This window comes from Bradyrhizobium sp. USDA 4011 (assembly GCF_054063415.1).
On record NZ_JBSSGG010000001.1, the window covers coordinates 7,469,109 to 7,486,556 of the forward strand.

Sequence of the window (17,448 nt, forward strand, 5' to 3'; positions counted from 1 at the left end):
CTTCCGATGAGCGCGACGGATACGATCCGGAATGGTGAAGAGAGGGAGCCCGCATTCGGCTTCTGGCGGCGCAGCTACGCGATGCTGGTCAAGGAATTCATCCAGCTTCGCCGCGACCGGGTGTCGTTCGCCATGATTATCATCATCCCGGTGATGCAGCTGCTGTTGTTCGGTCTCGCGATCAACACCACGCCGCGTCATCTGCCGACCGCCGTGCTGCTGCAGGAGGATTCCGATCTCGGACGCTCGATCCTGAAGGCGATGGAGAATACCGCCTATTTCCATTTCACGCGCGAGGTGCACACCGTCGAGCAGTTCGATGAGCTGCTGCAATCCGGCAAGGTGCTGTTCGGCATCGAGATCCCACGCGGCTTCGAGCGCGCGGTGCGGCGCGGCGACAGACCGGCGCTGCTGGTCGCGGCCGACGCCACCGACCCGGTCGCTGCGGGCTCGGCGCTCGGCGCGCTCGGGCCGCTGGTGCAGTCGGCGCTGGCGCACGACCTACATATCGGTGATCCGCCCGAAATGCCGTTCGAGATCCGCGCCCATGCCCGCTACAACCCGGCGGCGGAATCCCGCCTCAACATCGTGCCGGGCCTGGTCGGGACCATTCTCACCATGACCATGCTGATCTTCACCGCGCTGTCGGTGACACGCGAGATCGAGCGCGGCACGATGGAAAGCCTGCTGTCGATGCCGATCAAGCCGGTCGAGGTGATGTTCGGCAAGATCATCCCGTATGTGATGGTGGGTTTCATCCAGGCCGGGCTGATCATCGGCATCGGCGTGTTGCTGTTCGGCGTACCGGTGCTCGGCAGCCTTGCATTGCTGGGGCTGCTGACCACGCTGTTCATCACCACCAACCTGTCGATCGGCTATACCTTCTCGACCATCGTGCAGAACCAGCTGCAGGCCATGCAGCTCTCGATGATGTTCTTCCTGCCGAGCATCCTGCTGTCCGGTTTCATGTTTCCGTTCGCGGGGATGCCGGTCTGGGCGCAATATATCGGCGAGGTCCTGCCGCTGACCCATTTTATCCGCATCGTCCGTGCCATCATGCTGAAGGGCGCGGCGATGCCGAACCTGCAATATGACACGATTGCGCTCGCCGCCCTGATGCTGTTCGCCATGACAGTCGCCGTGACGCGCTTCCGCCGCACGCTCGATTGAGGCTAGGATGGATGCCGTCAATGATCGTCACTCCGGGGCGGCGCGCAGCGCCGAAGGCGGAATGACGAGATTTCGGGCTCGTTTCGCGCTCGGAACGACGGGAGCAGGGGAATGGGCGGATTCCGGAACGAAGAGAAGACGGGACAGGACACCACCGTATCCGCGGACTTCCATCACGCCCTGATGCAGGAGGTGATGACCACCGAGCTGCTGCGCATCAAGGTGCTGATCGGCATCGCCGTGGTATTTTCGGTGATCAGTTCGGTGATCTACTTCACGGCTCCCGATGCCCTGGTGCGGGTGTGGCATGGCAATTTCAAGCCGTCCTATCTCTACTCCGTCATTGTGCCGTTCATCCTGTTCGAATTGTGGGTGCATAGCGCGATCACCAGGCACCAGAAGCAGGGGCGCGACCTGCCGATTATCAGGCGCTATATCGGCGCCCTGATCGAGACGTCGATGCCGACGGTTGCGCTCGGCCTGCATATCGACAGCATGGGCCCGGTCGCCGCGCTCGGCTGGGTCGCTCCGCTGGTCTATTTCATCTTCATCATCGCCTCGACCTTGCGGCTGGATTTCTGGCTGTCGACCTTCACCGGCTTTGTCGCGGCCTCCGAGCTGTTCTGGATGGCGATGTATTATCGTCCCGACGGGACGCTCGATCCCGCGCCGGATTTCTTCTATCACTGCGCGCGCAGCGTGGTGGTCCTGGTGTCGGGCGTGCTCGCGGGCACCGTCGGCCTGCAGCTGCGGCGGCAGTTCGCGGCCAGCATCATGGCTGCCACCGCGCGCGATCGCATCACCAATCTGTTCGGCCAGCACGTCTCGCCGCAGGTGGTCGAGCGCCTGATGGCGGAGGGGGCCTCGACCGCGAGCGACATCCGCCGGGTCGCCGTGATGTTCGTCGATTTCCGCAGCTTCACCGCGGGCGCGCGCTCGCGCTCGCCGCAGGAGGTGGTGGACCGGCTCGACGGCGCCTTCGCGGTGCTGGTCGATATCCTCGATCGCCACGGCGGCATCGTGAACAAGTTTCTCGGCGACGGCTTTCTCGCGCTGTTCGGCGCGCCCTTCGAGAACGGCGAGGCCGCGCATCAGGCGGTCGCCGCGGCGCGCGAGATGCTGGCGGCCAATGAGCGCACCAACGCAACGTCGAGCTGGCCGCTGCGCATCGGGATCGGCATCCATATCGGCGAGGTCGTCGCCGGCAATATCGGCTCGCCGCGGCGCAAGGAATACACCGTGATCGGCGACACCGTGAATTTTGCCGCGCGGCTCGAGGCGCTCAACAAGGAGCTCGGCTCGCAATTCCTGATCTCCTCTGCCGTGCGCGAGGCGCTCGGCGACGCGTGCCCGGATGCCGTCTCGCGCGGCGAGATCCCGGTGCGGGGTTACGAGCACCCGGTGCCGGTCTGGCAATTGGGGTAGGCCGCAGCATTCAGGTGTGAGGTAATAAGGTAGTGATTGACGTGGCGTCATTTACTCATATAGATGACTAGATGAATTCAACCCTCGACGACCGCCTGCCGCGCTACCAGCGTCTCCGCGACGACCTCGCGGCGCGCATCAATCGCAATGAATGGCGTCCCGGGGACCTGATCCCCTCCGAGGCCGAGCTCGGCGCGCACTACGGCGTCGCGATCGGCACCGTGCGCAAGGCGATCGACCAACTCGTCAGCGACGGCGTGCTGGAACGCCAGCAGGGCCGCGGCACCTTCGTGCGCCGCGCGCGATTCAATTCCTCGCTGTTCCGCTTCTTCCGCTTCCAGTCCGAGAGCGGCGAGCGCCGCGTGCCGCAAAGCCGTATCCTGCGGCGCAAGGCGATGCCGGCGACCTCGGCTGTGGCCTCGGCGCTGCGCATCGGCGTCGGCGAGCCCGTCATCAGCCTGTCGCGCCTGCGGCTGATCGACGACGTGCCGCTGCTCGCCGAGGAGATCTGGCTCGAGAGGTCGCGCTTCGAGGCGCTGCTCGCGCTCGCGACCTCCGAGTTCGGCGACTTGCTGTATCCGCTCTACGAGGATCGCTGCGGCCAGGTCGTGGTGTCAGCCGACGAAATCCTCACCGTCGAGATCGCGACCGAGATGCAATCACGCCTGCTGCGGCTGGAGGCCAACGCGCCGTTGATCGTGATCGAGCGCCTGGCCTTCGATCTGGAGCGGCGGCCGATCGAATGGCGCCGCTCGCGCGGGCCGGCGGATCGCTTCCGCTACCACGCCGAGATCAGATAACGCGGCGTCAAAACAGAACAACAGACAAAATCACGGGAGGAATGATGGCAAACTGGTACAGCGAATGCTCGCCGCTCGAGCGGCGCACCTTCTGGGCAAGCTTTGGCGGCTGGGGGCTCGACGCGCTCGACGTCCAGATGTTCAGCCTCGCCATTCCGGCGCTGATCACAGCCTTCGGGATCAGCAAGGCCGACGCAGGGTTGCTCGGCTCGGTCACGTTGTTCTTCGGCGCGTTCGGCGGCTGGCTTGGCGGCGCGCTCGGCGACCGCTTCGGCCGGGTGCAGGCGTTGCAGATCACGGTGGCGACCTTCGCGCTCGCGACCTTCGCCTCGGCCTTCGCGATGAACTACAGCCAGCTCGTGATCCTGAAGGCGATCCAGGGTATCGGCTTCGGCGCCGAATGGGCCTGCGGCGCGGTGCTGATGGCCGAGATCATTCGCGCCGAGCATCGCGGCAAGGCGCTCGGCGCCGTGCAGAGCGCCTGGGCGGTCGGCTGGGGCGCTGCCGTGCTGCTCTCGGCCCTGGTCTTCACCACTGCGCCCGCCGATATCGCCTGGCGCATCCTGTTCGCGGTCGGCCTGATCCCGGCGCTGCTCATCCTGTATATCCGCCGCGGGCTGAAGGAGCCGCCGCGCGCCGCGCCGCGCGCGGCCGAGCCGCCGTTCTTCGCGACGCTCGCCGGAATCTTTCACCGCGACGTGCTGCGCTCGACCTTGATCGGCGGCCTGTTCGGCATCGGCGCCCATGGCGGCTATGCGGCGCTGACGACATTCCTGCCGACCTTCCTGCGCGAGGTGCGGCATCTCTCGGTGCTCGGCTCCAGCGCCTATCTCGCCGTGATCATCGTCGCTTTCTTCTGCGGCTGCGTGGTGTCGGGGATCATCAGCGACCGGATCGGGCGGCGCGCCAACGTCACGCTGTTCGCAGCCGCCTGCGTCGTGACGGTGCTGGTCTACATCTTCGCGTCGCTCTCCAATTCGCAGATGCTGGTGCTCGGTTTCCCGCTGGGCTTCTTCTCGGCGGGCATTCCCGCCAGCATGGCGGCGTTGTTCAGCGAGCTCTATCCGGCGGGCGTGCGCGGGACTGGCGTCGGCTTCTGCTACAATTTCGGCCGCATCGTCTCCGCGGCGTTTCCCTTCCTGGTCGGTTACCTCAGCGATCACATCGGCCTCGGTGCTGCGATCGGGATCGACGCGGCGTTCGCCTATTCGCTGGTGCTGGTCGCGGTGCTGATGCTGCCGGAAACCCGCGGCAAGGTTTTCGAGCAGGCCGCCGCCACGCGCGCGTGATGATGAGGAATGATCATGACATCGTACGAACACGGGTTGACGCGGCGCCGGTTTGCCGCGGGAGTGGTTGCCGCGCTGTCGGCGGGCGGATTGGCGAGCAAAGTGAGGGCTGAGGTGCCGAAACTCGCGATCGATACCCACGCCCACGTCTTCCATCGCGGGCTGAAGCTCGCGCCCGGCCGACGCTACGCGCCCGACTACGACGCGCCGCTCGCGCTCTATCTGCAGCAGCTCGACCAGAACGGCATCACCAATGGCGTGTTGGTGCAGCCGAGCTTTCTCGGCACCGACAATTCCTATCTGGTCGAATGCCTGAAGGCGACCAACGGCCGCCTGCGCGGCATCGCCGTAGTCGACGTTGCCGTTGCCGCCGAGGAGCTTCGCACGCTCGATCGCGTCGGGGTGGCGGGCATCCGTCTCAATCTGGTCGGCCAGAAGCTGCCCGATCTGACGTCGCCGGAGTGGACGGCGCTGCTGGCACAGATCAGGACGCTCGACTGGCAGGTCGAGATCCAGCGCAACGCCAGCGATCTCGCGACGCTCGCGCCAACGCTGCTCGACCAGGGCGTGAAAGTCGTGCTCGATCATTTCGCCTTGCCCGATCCAAAGCTCGGCATCGACGATCCCGGATTCCAGTCGGTCCTCAAGCTTGGCACGACGCGAAATGTGTGGGTCAAGATCTCCGCGCCTTATCGCAATGGCGCGGCCGGCGAGGCATTCGCGAAGCAGGCCTATCCGCTGCTACGCAATGCCTACGGGGTCGACCGGCTGCTGTGGGGCAGCGACTGGCCGCACACGCAATTCGAGGCGACGCAGAGCTACGCCAGGAACCGCAAATTCCTCGACGAGCTCGTCACCGACGCCGATGAGCGCGCCCGCGTGCTCGCATCGCCGCGCGAGCTGTTTCGCTTCTAAAGCCTGATCCGGAAAAGTGCGAAGCGGTTTTCCGAGGAGATCATGCTCAAACAAGGAGCGCGATTGTACCGAGTGCTCTGAAGGGCGTCGTTGCTGCTGTGCTACGATGACGCCATCGGAATGACCGGCACAAGGACACGCAAGATGCAGCGCCGCTATATCACCGTCGACGTTTTCACCGACCGCGCCTTCGGCGGCAACCCGCTCGCCGTGGTGCTCGACGCCCAGGGGTTGTCGACCGCGCAGATGCAGGCGATCGCGACCGAGTTCAACTATTCCGAGACGACCTTCGTGCTGCCGCCGCAGGACAAGGCCAACGACGCCCAGGTTCGCATCTTCACGCCGGTCAGAGAACTGCCGTTTGCCGGGCATCCCAATGTCGGCACCGCCTTCGTGCTGGCGCAGCTAGCGAAGCAGCCGAAGCCGCGTCTGGTGTTCGAGGAGAAGGCGGGACTGGTGCCGGTCGATATCACGCGAGACGGCAGCACGGTCGTGGCCACGGAGCTGACCGCGCCGCAGCCGCTGTCGCAGCTGGCGCAGTTCTCGGCCGGCGAGGTCGCGAGCCTGATCTCGCTCACGGCAGACGACGTCAGGACGGATCGCCAGGCACCGCAGGTGGTCGGGGTGGGAACGCCATTCCTGGTCTTTGAGGTCGCATCGCGCGATGCGGTCCGGCGAGCAAAGCCGGATGTGGCGGCGTTCGCGCGCTTCTTCCCGCGTGACGGAGCATTCTCCGCGTATTTCTACACGCGCGACGTCCCCGTCGCGGAGGCGCCTTGCGATCTGCAGGCACGGATGTTCTTTCCGGGATCAAGCGGCCTGATCGAGGACCCGGCCACCGGCAGCGCCACGGTCGCCGCGGCCGCGCTGCTTGCCGCGCTCGATGCGTTGCGCGACGGCGACCTGAAGCTGACGGTCGGCCAGGGTTTTGACATGGGCCGGCCGAGCCTGCTGCTGACCCGCGTGCGCAAGCAGAATGGCGCAATCATATCCGCGCATGTCGGCGGGGCCTGTGTGCAGATGATGGAGGGGACGTTGCGCATCGCGGGGAACGAAGGCTAAAGCGGGATGAGTTTTGGTTGAATCGGCCTGGCGCGGTTCCGGGTGGGGGCTCTTGCTCTCTCGATAGACCGTAACTCCTCACCCGATTTGCTGCGCAAATCGACCTCTCCCAAGGAAGAGGTGAACTTGCGACGCCGTTCCAGCTCAACCTGATCTCATCAGGCCTTAGACCTGGGGCGCTGCGAGGTTCTCGATCTTGACGCCGTCGCGCTCCTCGATGATCTCGGCGATCCAGCGGCGGTGACAATGTTCGTGGTCGCGCTCGTAGCAGAGAATGCAGACCGGGCCGGACTTCTTCACCAGCGCCGACAGCTCGTCGAGCTCCTCCTTGGCTTGCGCTGTCTTGAGGTGCGCCGAGTAGATCTTGTGCAGCAGCGCATATTGCCCGCTGCGCGCCGCCTCCCGTCCGCTCTTCGGCGTGCCGAGGCCGCGGAGGTGGACGTAGCCGATGCCGCGCTCGTCGAGGCCCGCGGCGAGCTGGCTCTTGGAGAAGCCGGGGCGGCGCGAGGAGGCCACCGCGCGGACGTCGACCAGCAGCTTGACGCCGGCGTGCTGGAGCTCATCGAGCACGGCCTTGGACGGCGTCTGCTCGTAGCCGATGGTGAACAGCTTCGATGCCTTCGCCATCGGCTCTTCCTCACTTCACCCGTTCGATCAGCTCCATCGCGCCCGCCGGCGCGCGGATCTTGCCCTCGTGGATCACGTAGGCGAACACGTCGCGCGGCGTCTTCTTCGGCACGGATTTGTCGATCCGCGGCAGGTCGTCCGGCTCGCCGCCGCCGGCCCAGTCCTGAAACCGCTTGGCCCAGGCGTCGAGCTGCTTCGGCGGATAGCAGGTCTTCAATTCGTCATTGCCCTTCTGCAGCCGGGCATAGACGAAGTCGCCGGCGATATCGGCGATCGCCGGGTATTTGCCGTGCTCGGCGAACACCACGGGCACTTCGAACTGCCGCAGCAGCGCGACGAATTCCGGCACGCAAAAGCTGTCGTGACGCACTTCGACGACATGGCGCAGCGCGCGGCCGTCGAGCTTGCGCGGCAACAGCTCGAGGAATTTGCCGAAATCGGCGCCGTCGAATTTCTTGGTCGGCGCAAACTGCCAGAGCACCGGGCCGAGCCGGTCCTTCAGCTCCAGCACGCCCGAATCATAGAACCGCTTCACCGAATCGCCGGCCTCGGCGAGCACGCGGCGGTTCGTGGCGAAGCGCGGCCCCTTCAGCGAGAAGATGAAGCCGTCGGGCACTTCGCTGGCCCATTTGCGAAAGCTCTCCGGCTTCTGCGATCCGTAATAGGTGCCGTTGATCTCGATCGAGGTCAGCTTGGAGGCGGCGTAGGACAGCTCCTTCGCCTGCGTGAGCTTCTCGGGATAGAACACCCCGCGCCACGGCTCGAAGGTCCAGCCGCCGATGCCGATATAGATTTTGCCTCTGTCTGTCTTGGTCGCCTTGGTGGGAGCTTTGGCCACGACTGCACTCATCGCGAGGAGGGGGAACAGGGATCGAGAGTAGTCAAAATAATCGTGATTGGCCAGTTTGCCAGATTGGCGCGGTGGTGCTTATCGTCGTTGTCGCTCTTCGCTACGATGCGCCAAAATGGAGAACAACACATGCGCATGCTGGTTGCGGCCGCCCTCTTGATCATGTCCTCCGCTGCCATATCCTCCGCTGCGATGGCCGATGAGGTCGACGATGCGCACAAGCTCGCGATCACCGGTCGCGACGCCTACTGGAATTGTCTCGCCCGCGAATATCCCCGCGACAGCAACAAGGCGATGTCCGACCGGGAGTTCACCTCGCTGATCGCCAATGTCTGTCCCTCGGAGCGGCAGAATTTCCGGGTGTCGCTGATCGACTTCCTGTCGCTGCAGTTTCCGAAGCAGGATGTCGACGCCAATCTGACGACGGCCAACCGCGCGATCGAGCTCGCGCAGAAGGACATCGTGACCGCCTTCACCCGGCGCAGGGCCGCGGCGAAATAGGTTCCCGAATCCTGTTGCGGCCGGCCGATTTTTGATATCAATCCGCGCAGGCGAGGGGATGATCGGGATGAACTCACAATCGACGGCAGGCTTCTTGGGCGCAGTGGTCGCAGCCATCGCACTGGCGGCGGCGTTCATCTACGGCCCGTCGCCGAGCCAGCTCCGTAACCCGACCCAGCCCGCAGCAGTGCAGCCGCAGGCGGCTCCCGCCACCGAGGCCGCGCCGGCGGCTCCGGTGCCACGCGGCCCGGTGATCCGGGAAGTCCCCAACAACTAGCGCCAGGACGCTTTGCAGACCGTCCTTTACAGACCGCCCCTTGCGGACCGCCTGGGGCCTTCCCATCTAGCATCCAACGGCGACGTTGCAGCTTAAAGGCTCCGGCGCCGGGACGACCACGACGTTGTTTGGCTGCGCCGGATGTACGCGCGCCCCTTGTTCGTGGTCGTTGGCATTTTCAGGGGTATTTTGCCCCGTTTTCCCGCTTTCCGAGACAGCGTTTGGGTCGGCCCGCCTTGGCAGCGAGGGAGGCTGCGGCTATACGCTGCGCTCATGAATGACGCCATCAAGCTAGCCCCCGAAACCGCCTCGCAGGCAGCAAGTTTGCCGCAGCTTTCGGTGGTCGTCCCGACCTTCAATGAGCGCGACAATGTCACGGTATTATACCGCCGGCTCGACGCGACCCTGAAGGACGTCCCCTGGGAGGTCATCTTCGTCGATGACAATTCGCCTGACGGTACCTGGGACGTGGTGCGCGCCTTGGCGCGGAAGGATTCCCGCGTGCGCTGCATCCGCCGGATCGGCCGGCGCGGTCTGTCCGGCGCCTGCATCGAGGGCATCCTGGCGTCGAGTGCGCCCTATGCCGCGGTCATGGACGCCGATCTCCAGCATGACGAGACCCAGCTCCCGAAGATGGTCGCGCTGCTGCAGAGCGGCGAGGCCGAACTCGTGGTCGGCAGCCGCTACATCGAAGGCTACAAGGCCGACGGCTTCAACAAGCAGCGCGCCGGCGCCAGCGCCTTTGCCACCGAGATCGCGCGCCGCTCGTTGAAGGTCGAGATCGCCGATCCCATGAGCGGCTTCTTCATGATCCGCCGCGACCGGTTCGAGCAGCTTGCGCCGCAGCTCTCGACCCAAGGCTTCAAGATCCTGCTCGATGTCGTGGCGACGGCGGAGGGCAAGCTGCGCGCGGTCGAAATTCCCTACACATTCGGTGCCCGCCAGCATGGCGAGAGCAAGCTTGACTCGATGGTCGCGCTCGACTTCCTTGGTCTGGTGCTGGCGAAGCTGACCAACGACGTGATCTCGCTGCGCTTCATTCTGTTCGCAGCGGTCGGCGGGCTCGGCCTGCTGGTGCATCTTTCCGTGCTGTTCATCGCGCTGAAGCTGTTCAAGGCGCCATTCCCGGAGGCCCAGGCCACCGGCGCGATCGTCGCCATGACCAGCAACTTCATCCTCAACAATTTCCTCACCTATCGCGACCAGCGGCTGAAGGGCTTCGGCATTCTGCGCGGCCTGCTGCTGTTCTATCTGGTCTGCAGCGTGGGCCTGCTCGCCAATGTCGGCGTCGCGTTCTCGGTCTACGACCAGGAGCCGATCTGGTGGCTTGCGGGTGCGGCCGGCGCGCTGATGGGCGTGGTGTGGAACTACGCGATGTCCGGGCTGTTCGTCTGGCGCAAGCGATGACGGTGGCATGAACGCGAACGAGGCGCGGCTAGCCCGGAACACCGCTCTTGCGGTGTGCGCGCTGGTCGTGTTGCGGCTGGCCGCCGCCGCATGGACGCCGCTGACCTTCGACGAAGCCTATTACTGGATGTGGTCGAAGGCGCTTGCCGGCGGCTATTACGACCATCCGCCGATGGTGGCGGTCGTGATCCGGCTCGGCACCATGATCGCGGGCGACTCGGCATTCGGTGTGCGGCTGGCGTCGATCCTGCTTGCGCTGCCGATGAGCTGGGCGATCTATCGGGCGGCCGAGATCCTGTTCGGCGGCCAGCGCATCGCCGCCAGCGCAACAATCCTGCTCAATGTCACGCTGATGGCCGCCGTCGGCACGCTGATCGTGACGCCGGATGCGCCGCTGCTGGTTGCCGCGAGCTTCCTGCTGTATTCGCTCGCAAAGGTGCTGGAGAGCGGCCGCGGCGCCTGGTGGCTTGCGGTCGGCGTCAGCGCAGGCCTGGCACTGCTGTCGAAATACACGGCGCTGTTCTTTGGACCCGCGATCCTGATCTGGCTGGCGATGGTGCCGAAGCTGCGGCGCTGGTATCTCTCGCCATGGCTCTATCTCGGCGGCCTGGTTGCAGCCGGCCTGTTTGCGCCGGTCATCCTCTGGAATGCCGATCACCACTGGGTGTCGTTCATCAAGCAGATGGGCCGCGCCCGGATCGAGGACTTTCGCCCGAATTACATCGCCGAGCTGATCCCGACGCAGTTTGCGTTCGCGACGCCATTGGTCTTCATCCTCGGCGTGATGGGCCTCTACGCGCTCTCCCGGCGCCGCGCCGGCGCGATGCCCGCGCGCGTGCTGGTCAATACGATGTTCTGGACCATCGTGGTCTACTTCACCTGGCACGCGCTGCATGCGCGGGTCGAGGCCAACTGGTTCGCGCCAGTCTATCCGGCCTTTGCGGTGGCGGCCGCGGTCGCTGCGATCCAGGTGCAGTGGGCGCCACGCGAGCAGCGCACGATTGATTTCTGCCGCCGCTGGGCCGCGCCCACCGGCGTCGTGCTGTTCGCGCTGCTGATCGTGCAGGCCAACACCGGCATGCTCTCGGGCTACCGCCGCGACGCCACCGTGCGCAGCGTCGGCGTCGGCTGGCAGGAGCTCGCCAATGAGATCGAGGCGGTGCGCGCGCGCTCCGGCGCAAGCTGCGTGCTGTCGCCGGATTACGGCACCACCGGCTGGCTTGCCTTCTATCTCCCCAAGGGCACCTGCGTCGCGCAACAGGGCCAGCGCATTCGCTGGGTCAACATGCCTGAGCCCAGCCCGGCGCAGCTGGCCGGCAAGCTGCTGTATGTGCATGAGGTCGAGCAGGCGATGCCTGCCTCGGTGCGCGACAATTTCGTCCATGTCGAGACGGTGGCCGAGGTCAAACGCATGCGCGGGCCGTTGGTGATCGAGACTTACGCCCTCGATCTGCTGGCCGGCGCAAAGGGCGACGTCTTCGACCGGTCGCCGCCGCCGGAACTGCAGTAAAACTGTCACTGGCGCATGTCGGATCGTCCGGGTCCGGCTCGTCTTCCAGGGAGCCCGTCAACCCCGCGAGGTTCCAACCATGACCAGTTCCGCCCTCAAGCCCGCAGCTGAACTTGCCAACACCAATAACAGGCGCTTTCCCAACGAGAGCGCCGAATATCGTCGGGCGCGCCAGGCGCTGCTCGTCGAGGAGATCGAGCTGCGCCGGCACATCGCGCGCGTCGCCGAGCTGCGCCGCGCCTTGCCGCCGGGCGGCAGGGTGACCAGAGCCTATGAGTTCACGGGAGAGTCCGGCGCGGCCTCGCTCGCCGATCTGTTCGGCAGCAAGCAGACGCTCATCATCTACAGCTACATGTTCGGCCCGCAGCGCGAGAAGCCGTGTCCGATGTGCACATCGTTCATGGGCACATGGGAGGAGAAGTTGCCCGACATCGAGCAGCGCGTATCGTTGGTGTTCGTGGCGCGTTCGCCGATCGCGCGGCTGATCGAGGCGAAGAAGGCGCGCGGCTGGACGCGTCACAAGGTCTATTCGGATGCGTCGGGCGATTACACGCGCGACTATGTCAGCAACGATGACAGCGACGTGCCCGGCTACAACGTCTTCACGCGCCAGAGCGGCGTGATCCGGCATTTCTGGGCCGGCGAAATGGGAGCCGGCACGGTCGACCCCGGCCAGGACCCGCGCGGCGCGCCGGATCTGGATCCGCTCTGGACCCTGCTCGACACCACGCGCGAGGGGCGCGGCGCGGACTGGTATCCGAAGCTGAGCTATTGAGAGATGGATTTTGCTCGATCCTCGCGCGACTACGGGGCCGTCGGCAAGGAAATTCTCCCTAGGATTTATCTCGGCATGCGGCAGCGGAGCCGCGTGCCGGAGTGTCCCATCATGGGACAAAAAAGCCCTTTTGCCGGTCCATTGCCATCTTAAAAAAGCCCTACGCCACAGGCACTTCCCGCGCTGCAGGGGATCTCATCCGGTTAAGTCGCATTTAACTAAAAGTCGCCTTAATGGCCGTCTGTGCCCCCGCGCGACGTTGAGCCGAACATCGTTCGACGATGCGTCGAGTGAGGGACAAAGGTGGACCTGTTTTGAGCGCCGGGCGTATGGGTACGAGTGCGAGTGCGTATGTTCTTGGGGCGCCAAGCCGCAAGAAATCCTCCCGAAAAATCCTCCCACAGCATTTCCTCGGCAGCGCCGCGGTGGCGGGGCTGGTGCTTGGCTGCGCCTGGACCGTCTATGCCAACATCTTTGCGGCGAGCGTCTATCCGTCGGTCGGCAATGCGTCGTTTGACGCGCCGGTCGTGAAGCGGCCCGTCGCGGTCGCCGCGCGGCCCGCGTTCAACGAGGTGTTCGCGTCCCTGACGCCCGCACCGGCAGCGCCCGCCAAGACCGAGGTCGCGAAGTCGGAAGCGCCGACACCGTCACTTATGTTTAACGATCGGTTTGCGGCCGCCGCGCCCGAGGGTGTCGCGTCCAGCGTCGTGGCTGACGCCGCACCGCAGATCGACCCGATCAAGCAGGCCGCTGAACCCAAGGTCGCCGTAGCGGCGAGGGCGGTGGCGACGGCAGAACTCGCCGAGACATCGAAGCCGTTGCCGGCGCCGAAATCGGTCGAGACCGCCAAGAAGCAAGCCGCCGCCAATCTGAAGGTGGCGCTCAACGATCCCTCCGCGACGGTTGAGTCCAAGGGGACCGAGAAGGCGCCCGAGGCCAAGCAGGCGACCAAATCCGGTGGCGTCCGTGACATGGCCGCGCGCGCCAAGGCCGCGGTGCTGTCGATCGCATCGAACGAGCGGCAGACCATGGTCGAGAAGCTGTGGGGCAAGCGCGAGCCGAGCGGCGGGCTGCTCTCCTTCGCCTCCGCCGACGCCAATGTCACGGGCAGCATTCCCTCGACGCTGGACCAGAACCCGATGCTCGGCGGCTCGCCGCCCTATGACCGCCAGACCGCGGTCTACGATATCTCGGCCAAGACCGTGTATTTGCCCGACGGCACGCGCCTCGAGGCGCATTCCGGCCTCGGCTCCAGGCTCGACGATCCCAGGTCCTCGCATATGAAGATGGTCGGCGTGACGCCGCCGCACATCTACGAACTCAAGCCGCGCGAGGCGCTGTTCCACGGCGTGCCGGCGCTGCGGCTCAATCCGATCGGCGGCGAGGGCAAGATCTTCAACCGCGACGGCCTGCTCGCGCACACCTTCATGCTCGGTCCGAACGGCGACTCCAACGGTTGCGTCTCGTTCAGGGACTATTACGCGTTCCTCGATGCCTACCGTAACAAGGGCATCCGCCGCCTCGCGGTCTTGGCGAGGATTCAGTAAGCGCCGTCCTCCTTGGGGGCGCCGCCCCCACGGCGTGAACGACGCGATGCAGCCCCCCTACCTGTCCGAAGGTCGCAGTCCCATCCCTTGAACGGCCGCTGGCGGCGCTATATCCTGCGAAATACAAGGATGCCGGGGCCAACAGCGCCGAGCTTACGAGGGTCACAGAACCCGCGGAGCAGGGGAGGGAAGCATGAGCCGGTCGCCAGGCGTCATGCACACGGACAGGGTTCTCGACGTGCTGGCGGGAGGCGGGGCGCCATCCGACCTGTCGGCGTCGTGGCGTCGTTCGGGCCATCTGCATGCGCTCGATCCGGCGAGCCGCCTGCCGTCGCATCGTCTCGGCGAGGCTGAAATCGCCGCCGCCCAGCAGCGGCTCGGCGAATTCCTGAAAGTCGCCCAGCGCACGCTCGACCGGCTGTTCCTCGCGGTGGGCGGGGTCGGCTGTTCGGTGCTGCTGGCGGACCGCGACGGCGTCGTCGTCGACCGGCGCGGCGCGGGCGCCGATGACGCGACGTTCGACGCCTGGGGGCTCTGGACCGGTGCGGTCTGGAGCGAGAAGTACGAGGGGACCAACGGCATCGGCACCTGCATCGTCGAGAAGCGCCCGCTGTCGATCGACCGCGGGCAGCACTTCTTCACGCGCAATTCCGGACTGTTCTGCACCACCGCGCCGATCTTCGACGAGCATGGCGAGCTTGCCGCGGCGCTCGATGTGTCGTCCTGCCGGGCGGACCTGACCGGCGGATTTTCCCGGCTGATCGCGACAACGGTGAGGGACGCCGCGCGCGCGATCGAAGCCGAGAATTTTCGCCGGGCGTTTCCCGATGCGCGAATTCTGCTGACACCGCGTAGCGAGCGCGCCGTCAACTCGCTGCTCGCGGTCGATCGCGACGATCTCGTGATCGGTGCAACGCGCGCTGCGCGCCGCGCGCTTGGCCTCAACGCGGCGTCGCTGGCGCGGCCGTTGCCGGCGGCCGATCTGATCGGCGAGACGCGCGACGACGGCGGCCTGGCCGCCGCGGAACGTGCAGCGTTGCAGCGTGCGCTGGCGCGCGCCGGCGGCAATGTGTCGAAAGCCGCCAAGGATCTCGACATGTCCCGCGCCACATTGCACCGCAAGCTCAAGCAGCTCGGCTTGCATCGCTAAGGCGTTTTCGAGCGTTCAGGACCAGCGCCCGGAGCGCTGACGCATCTGTGCCAATTTGCGGCGCACTCTGTCTCAGATTTGCGACAGTTCCCCTGCGGCCCTTGGGGCGGGCCCCTGTTCTGTTCGCCTGATTTGACCGAGCGTTCCGGCCAACGCCGTGTGCATCGGCGTGCCAACGGAGGAACAGATGAACAAGGTTGACATGCAGTCCGTGCTCAAGGCGCCGTTCGCCAAGCGCTACGGCAATTTCATCGGCGGCGAATGGCGCGAACCCCGGTCCGGAAAGTATTTTGAGAACATCTCGCCGGTGACCGGCCTTCCGGTCTGCGAGATCCCGCGCTCCGACGCGTCGGATATCGAGGCCGCGCTCGATGCCGCACACGCAGCCAAGGACGCCTGGGGCAAGACCAGCGTCGCCGAGCGCTCGCTGATCCTCAACAGGATCGCCGACCGGATGGAAGCCAATCTCGAAAAGCTCGCCACTGCCGAGACCTGGGACAACGGCAAGCCGATCCGTGAGACGATGGCCGCCGACATGCCGCTGGCGATCGATCACTTCCGCTACTTCGCCAGCGCGATCCGCGGACAGGAAGGCTCGATCTCGGAGATCGATCACGACACTATCGCCTATCACTTCCACGAACCGCTCGGCGTGGTCGGCCAGATCATTCCCTGGAATTTCCCGATCCTGATGGCGGTCTGGAAGCTCGCACCGGCGCTTGCCGCCGGCAACTGTGTCGTCCTCAAGCCGGCCGAGCAGACGCCGGCCTCGATCATGGTGTTGCTCGAGCTGATCGGCGACCTGCTGCCGAAGGGCGTGCTCAACGTCGTCAACGGCTTCGGTCTCGAGGCCGGAAAGCCGCTCGCCTCGTCGAACCGGATCGCCAAGATCGCCTTCACCGGCGAGACCACGACCGGCCGGCTGATCATGCAATATGCGTCGCAGAACCTGATTCCGGTGACGCTCGAACTCGGCGGCAAGTCGCCCAACATCTTCTTCAAGGATGTCTGCGCCGAGGACGACGATTTCTTCGACAAGGCGATCGAAGGCTTCGTGATGTTCGCGCTGAACCAGGGTGAGGTCTGCACCTGCCCGAGCCGGGCGCTGATCCATGAATCGATCTATGACCGCTTCATGGAGCGCGCGCTGAAGCGCGTCGAAGCGATCACCCAGGGCAGCCCGCTCGATCCGACCACGATGATCGGCGCGCAGGCGTCCTCCGAGCAGCTCGAGAAGATCCTCTCCTACATCGACATCGGCAAGAAGGAAGGCGCCGAGGTGCTCGCCGGCGGCGAGCGCAACAATCTCGGCGGCGGGCTCTCGGGCGGCTACTATGTCAAGCCGACCGTGTTCAAGGGCCACAACAAGATGCGCATCTTCCAGGAGGAGATCTTCGGGCCCGTGGTGTCCGTGACCACCTTCAAGAACGATGAGGACGCGCTCTCGATCGCCAACGACACGCTCTACGGCCTCGGTGCCGGCATCTGGAGCCGCGACGTCAATCGCTGCTACCGGTTCGGCCGGGCCATCCAGGCCGGCCGGGTCTGGACCAACTGCTACCACGCCTATCCGGCGCATGCGGCGTTCGGCGGCTACAAGCAGTCCGGCGTCGGCCGCGAGAACCACAAGATGATGCTCGACCACTACCAGCAGACCAAGAACATGCTGGTGAGCTACAGCCCGAAGAAGCTCGGCTTCTTCTGATAACCCGGCTGCCTCCGCGTTCGGGGACGAAGACGGCTTCGGCGGGTGTCCCGCCGCAGCCTCCATCACGGAGGCCGAGATGGCTGACAAGGTGACCGCGACGCCGGCTGCGCTGGCGCTGATTGCCGAGATCGTCGCCGATCATGGGCCGGTGCTGTTTCACCAGTCCGGCGGCTGCTGCGACGGTTCGTCGCCGATGTGCTATCCGCAAGGCGACTTCCTGATCGGCGATTATGACGTCAAGCTCGGCGAGATCGGCGGGGCGCCGTTCTACATCAGCGGCTCGCAATACGACGTCTGGAAGCACACCGATCTGATCATCGACGTCGTTCCCGGCCGCGGCGGCATGTTCTCGCTCGACAATGGCCGCGAACGCCGGTTCCTGACCAGGTCCGAAATCTGCGCGCTGCCGCCGCGCCAGACAGGATAGGGCGATTC

Annotated in this window: 17 protein-coding genes; 15 read left to right on the forward strand and 2 right to left on the reverse strand. The window is 65.4% G+C overall.

Features of this window, described 5'->3' with window-relative positions; all coding sequences use genetic code 11:
- Positions 1–6: 6 nt before the first annotated feature.
- The 6 genes from ACVW1C_RS35260 to ACVW1C_RS35285 all read left to right on the forward strand — a co-directional run bounded on the left by ACVW1C_RS35260 (position 7) and on the right by ACVW1C_RS35285 (position 6,661).
- Positions 7–1,170: an ABC transporter permease gene (locus ACVW1C_RS35260; RefSeq protein ID WP_456762188.1), complete on the forward strand. Its 1,164-nt coding sequence runs from the start codon at positions 7–9 to the stop codon at positions 1,168–1,170.
- 111 nt (positions 1,171–1,281) lie between these two features.
- Positions 1,282–2,595 carry an adenylate/guanylate cyclase domain-containing protein gene (locus ACVW1C_RS35265; RefSeq protein WP_456762189.1) on the forward strand — a complete coding sequence of 438 codons (1,314 nt, stop codon included), beginning with the start codon at positions 1,282–1,284 and terminating at the stop codon, positions 2,593–2,595.
- A gap of 71 nt (positions 2,596–2,666) precedes the next feature.
- Positions 2,667–3,395: a GntR family transcriptional regulator gene (locus ACVW1C_RS35270; protein WP_229170867.1), complete on the forward strand. Its 729-nt coding sequence runs from the start codon at positions 2,667–2,669 to the stop codon at positions 3,393–3,395.
- Positions 3,396–3,439: 44 nt separating this feature from the next.
- Positions 3,440–4,684, forward strand: coding sequence for an MFS transporter (locus tag ACVW1C_RS35275; protein ID WP_456762190.1), 1,245 nt, complete (start codon positions 3,440–3,442; stop codon positions 4,682–4,684).
- 15 nt (positions 4,685–4,699) lie between these two features.
- Positions 4,700–5,599 carry an amidohydrolase family protein gene (locus ACVW1C_RS35280; protein WP_456762191.1) on the forward strand — a complete coding sequence of 300 codons (900 nt, stop codon included), beginning with the start codon at positions 4,700–4,702 and terminating at the stop codon, positions 5,597–5,599.
- Between the two features lie 144 nt (positions 5,600–5,743).
- Positions 5,744–6,661: a PhzF family phenazine biosynthesis protein gene (locus ACVW1C_RS35285; RefSeq protein WP_456762192.1), complete on the forward strand. Its 918-nt coding sequence runs from the start codon at positions 5,744–5,746 to the stop codon at positions 6,659–6,661.
- A gap of 165 nt (positions 6,662–6,826) precedes the next feature.
- Here the strand turns inward: ACVW1C_RS35285 and ACVW1C_RS35290 are convergent, their stop codons facing one another.
- Both ACVW1C_RS35290 and ACVW1C_RS35295 read right to left on the reverse strand, forming a co-directional pair.
- Positions 6,827–7,288 carry a DUF488 domain-containing protein gene (locus tag ACVW1C_RS35290; protein ID WP_456762193.1) on the reverse strand — a complete coding sequence of 154 codons (462 nt, stop codon included), beginning with the start codon at positions 7,286–7,288 and terminating at the stop codon, positions 6,827–6,829.
- A 10-nt stretch (positions 7,289–7,298) separates the two neighbouring features.
- Positions 7,299–8,126, reverse strand: coding sequence for a DUF72 domain-containing protein (locus ACVW1C_RS35295; RefSeq protein WP_456762194.1), 828 nt, complete (start codon positions 8,124–8,126; stop codon positions 7,299–7,301).
- A 141-nt stretch (positions 8,127–8,267) separates the two neighbouring features.
- On the opposite strand from ACVW1C_RS35295, the gene ACVW1C_RS35300 reads away from it, so the two are divergent.
- The 9 genes from ACVW1C_RS35300 (at position 8,268) to ACVW1C_RS35340 (ending at position 17,440) form a co-directional block, all read left to right on the forward strand.
- Entirely contained in the window at positions 8,268–8,639 is a 372-nt protein-coding gene (locus ACVW1C_RS35300) for a hypothetical protein (protein WP_456762195.1), read from the forward strand.
- A 67-nt stretch (positions 8,640–8,706) separates the two neighbouring features.
- Positions 8,707–8,916: a hypothetical protein gene (locus ACVW1C_RS35305; protein WP_456762196.1), complete on the forward strand. Its 210-nt coding sequence runs from the start codon at positions 8,707–8,709 to the stop codon at positions 8,914–8,916.
- A 273-nt stretch (positions 8,917–9,189) separates the two neighbouring features.
- The gene (locus tag ACVW1C_RS35310; protein WP_456762197.1) at positions 9,190–10,323 is read left to right on the forward strand and encodes a glycosyltransferase family 2 protein; all 1,134 of its coding nucleotides are present in this window, start codon (positions 9,190–9,192) and stop codon (positions 10,321–10,323) included.
- Between the two features lie 7 nt (positions 10,324–10,330).
- Complete coding sequence (locus tag ACVW1C_RS35315; RefSeq protein ID WP_456762198.1) at positions 10,331–11,833, forward strand: glycosyltransferase family 39 protein; 1,503 nt, start codon at positions 10,331–10,333, stop codon at positions 11,831–11,833.
- 79 nt (positions 11,834–11,912) lie between these two features.
- Positions 11,913–12,608, forward strand: a complete 696-nt coding sequence (locus ACVW1C_RS35320; protein WP_456762199.1) for a DUF899 family protein — start codon at positions 11,913–11,915, stop codon at positions 12,606–12,608.
- Between the two features lie 329 nt (positions 12,609–12,937).
- Positions 12,938–14,155: a tlde1 domain-containing protein gene (locus ACVW1C_RS35325; protein WP_456762200.1), complete on the forward strand. Its 1,218-nt coding sequence runs from the start codon at positions 12,938–12,940 to the stop codon at positions 14,153–14,155.
- 193 nt (positions 14,156–14,348) lie between these two features.
- Positions 14,349–15,305, forward strand: a complete 957-nt coding sequence (locus tag ACVW1C_RS35330) for a GAF domain-containing protein (protein WP_456762201.1) — start codon at positions 14,349–14,351, stop codon at positions 15,303–15,305.
- A 187-nt stretch (positions 15,306–15,492) separates the two neighbouring features.
- Entirely contained in the window at positions 15,493–17,010 is a 1,518-nt protein-coding gene (adh, locus tag ACVW1C_RS35335; RefSeq protein WP_456762202.1) for an aldehyde dehydrogenase, read from the forward strand.
- A 79-nt stretch (positions 17,011–17,089) separates the two neighbouring features.
- Positions 17,090–17,440 carry a DUF779 domain-containing protein gene (locus tag ACVW1C_RS35340; RefSeq protein WP_456762203.1) on the forward strand — a complete coding sequence of 117 codons (351 nt, stop codon included), beginning with the start codon at positions 17,090–17,092 and terminating at the stop codon, positions 17,438–17,440.
- Positions 17,441–17,448 lie beyond the last annotated feature (8 nt).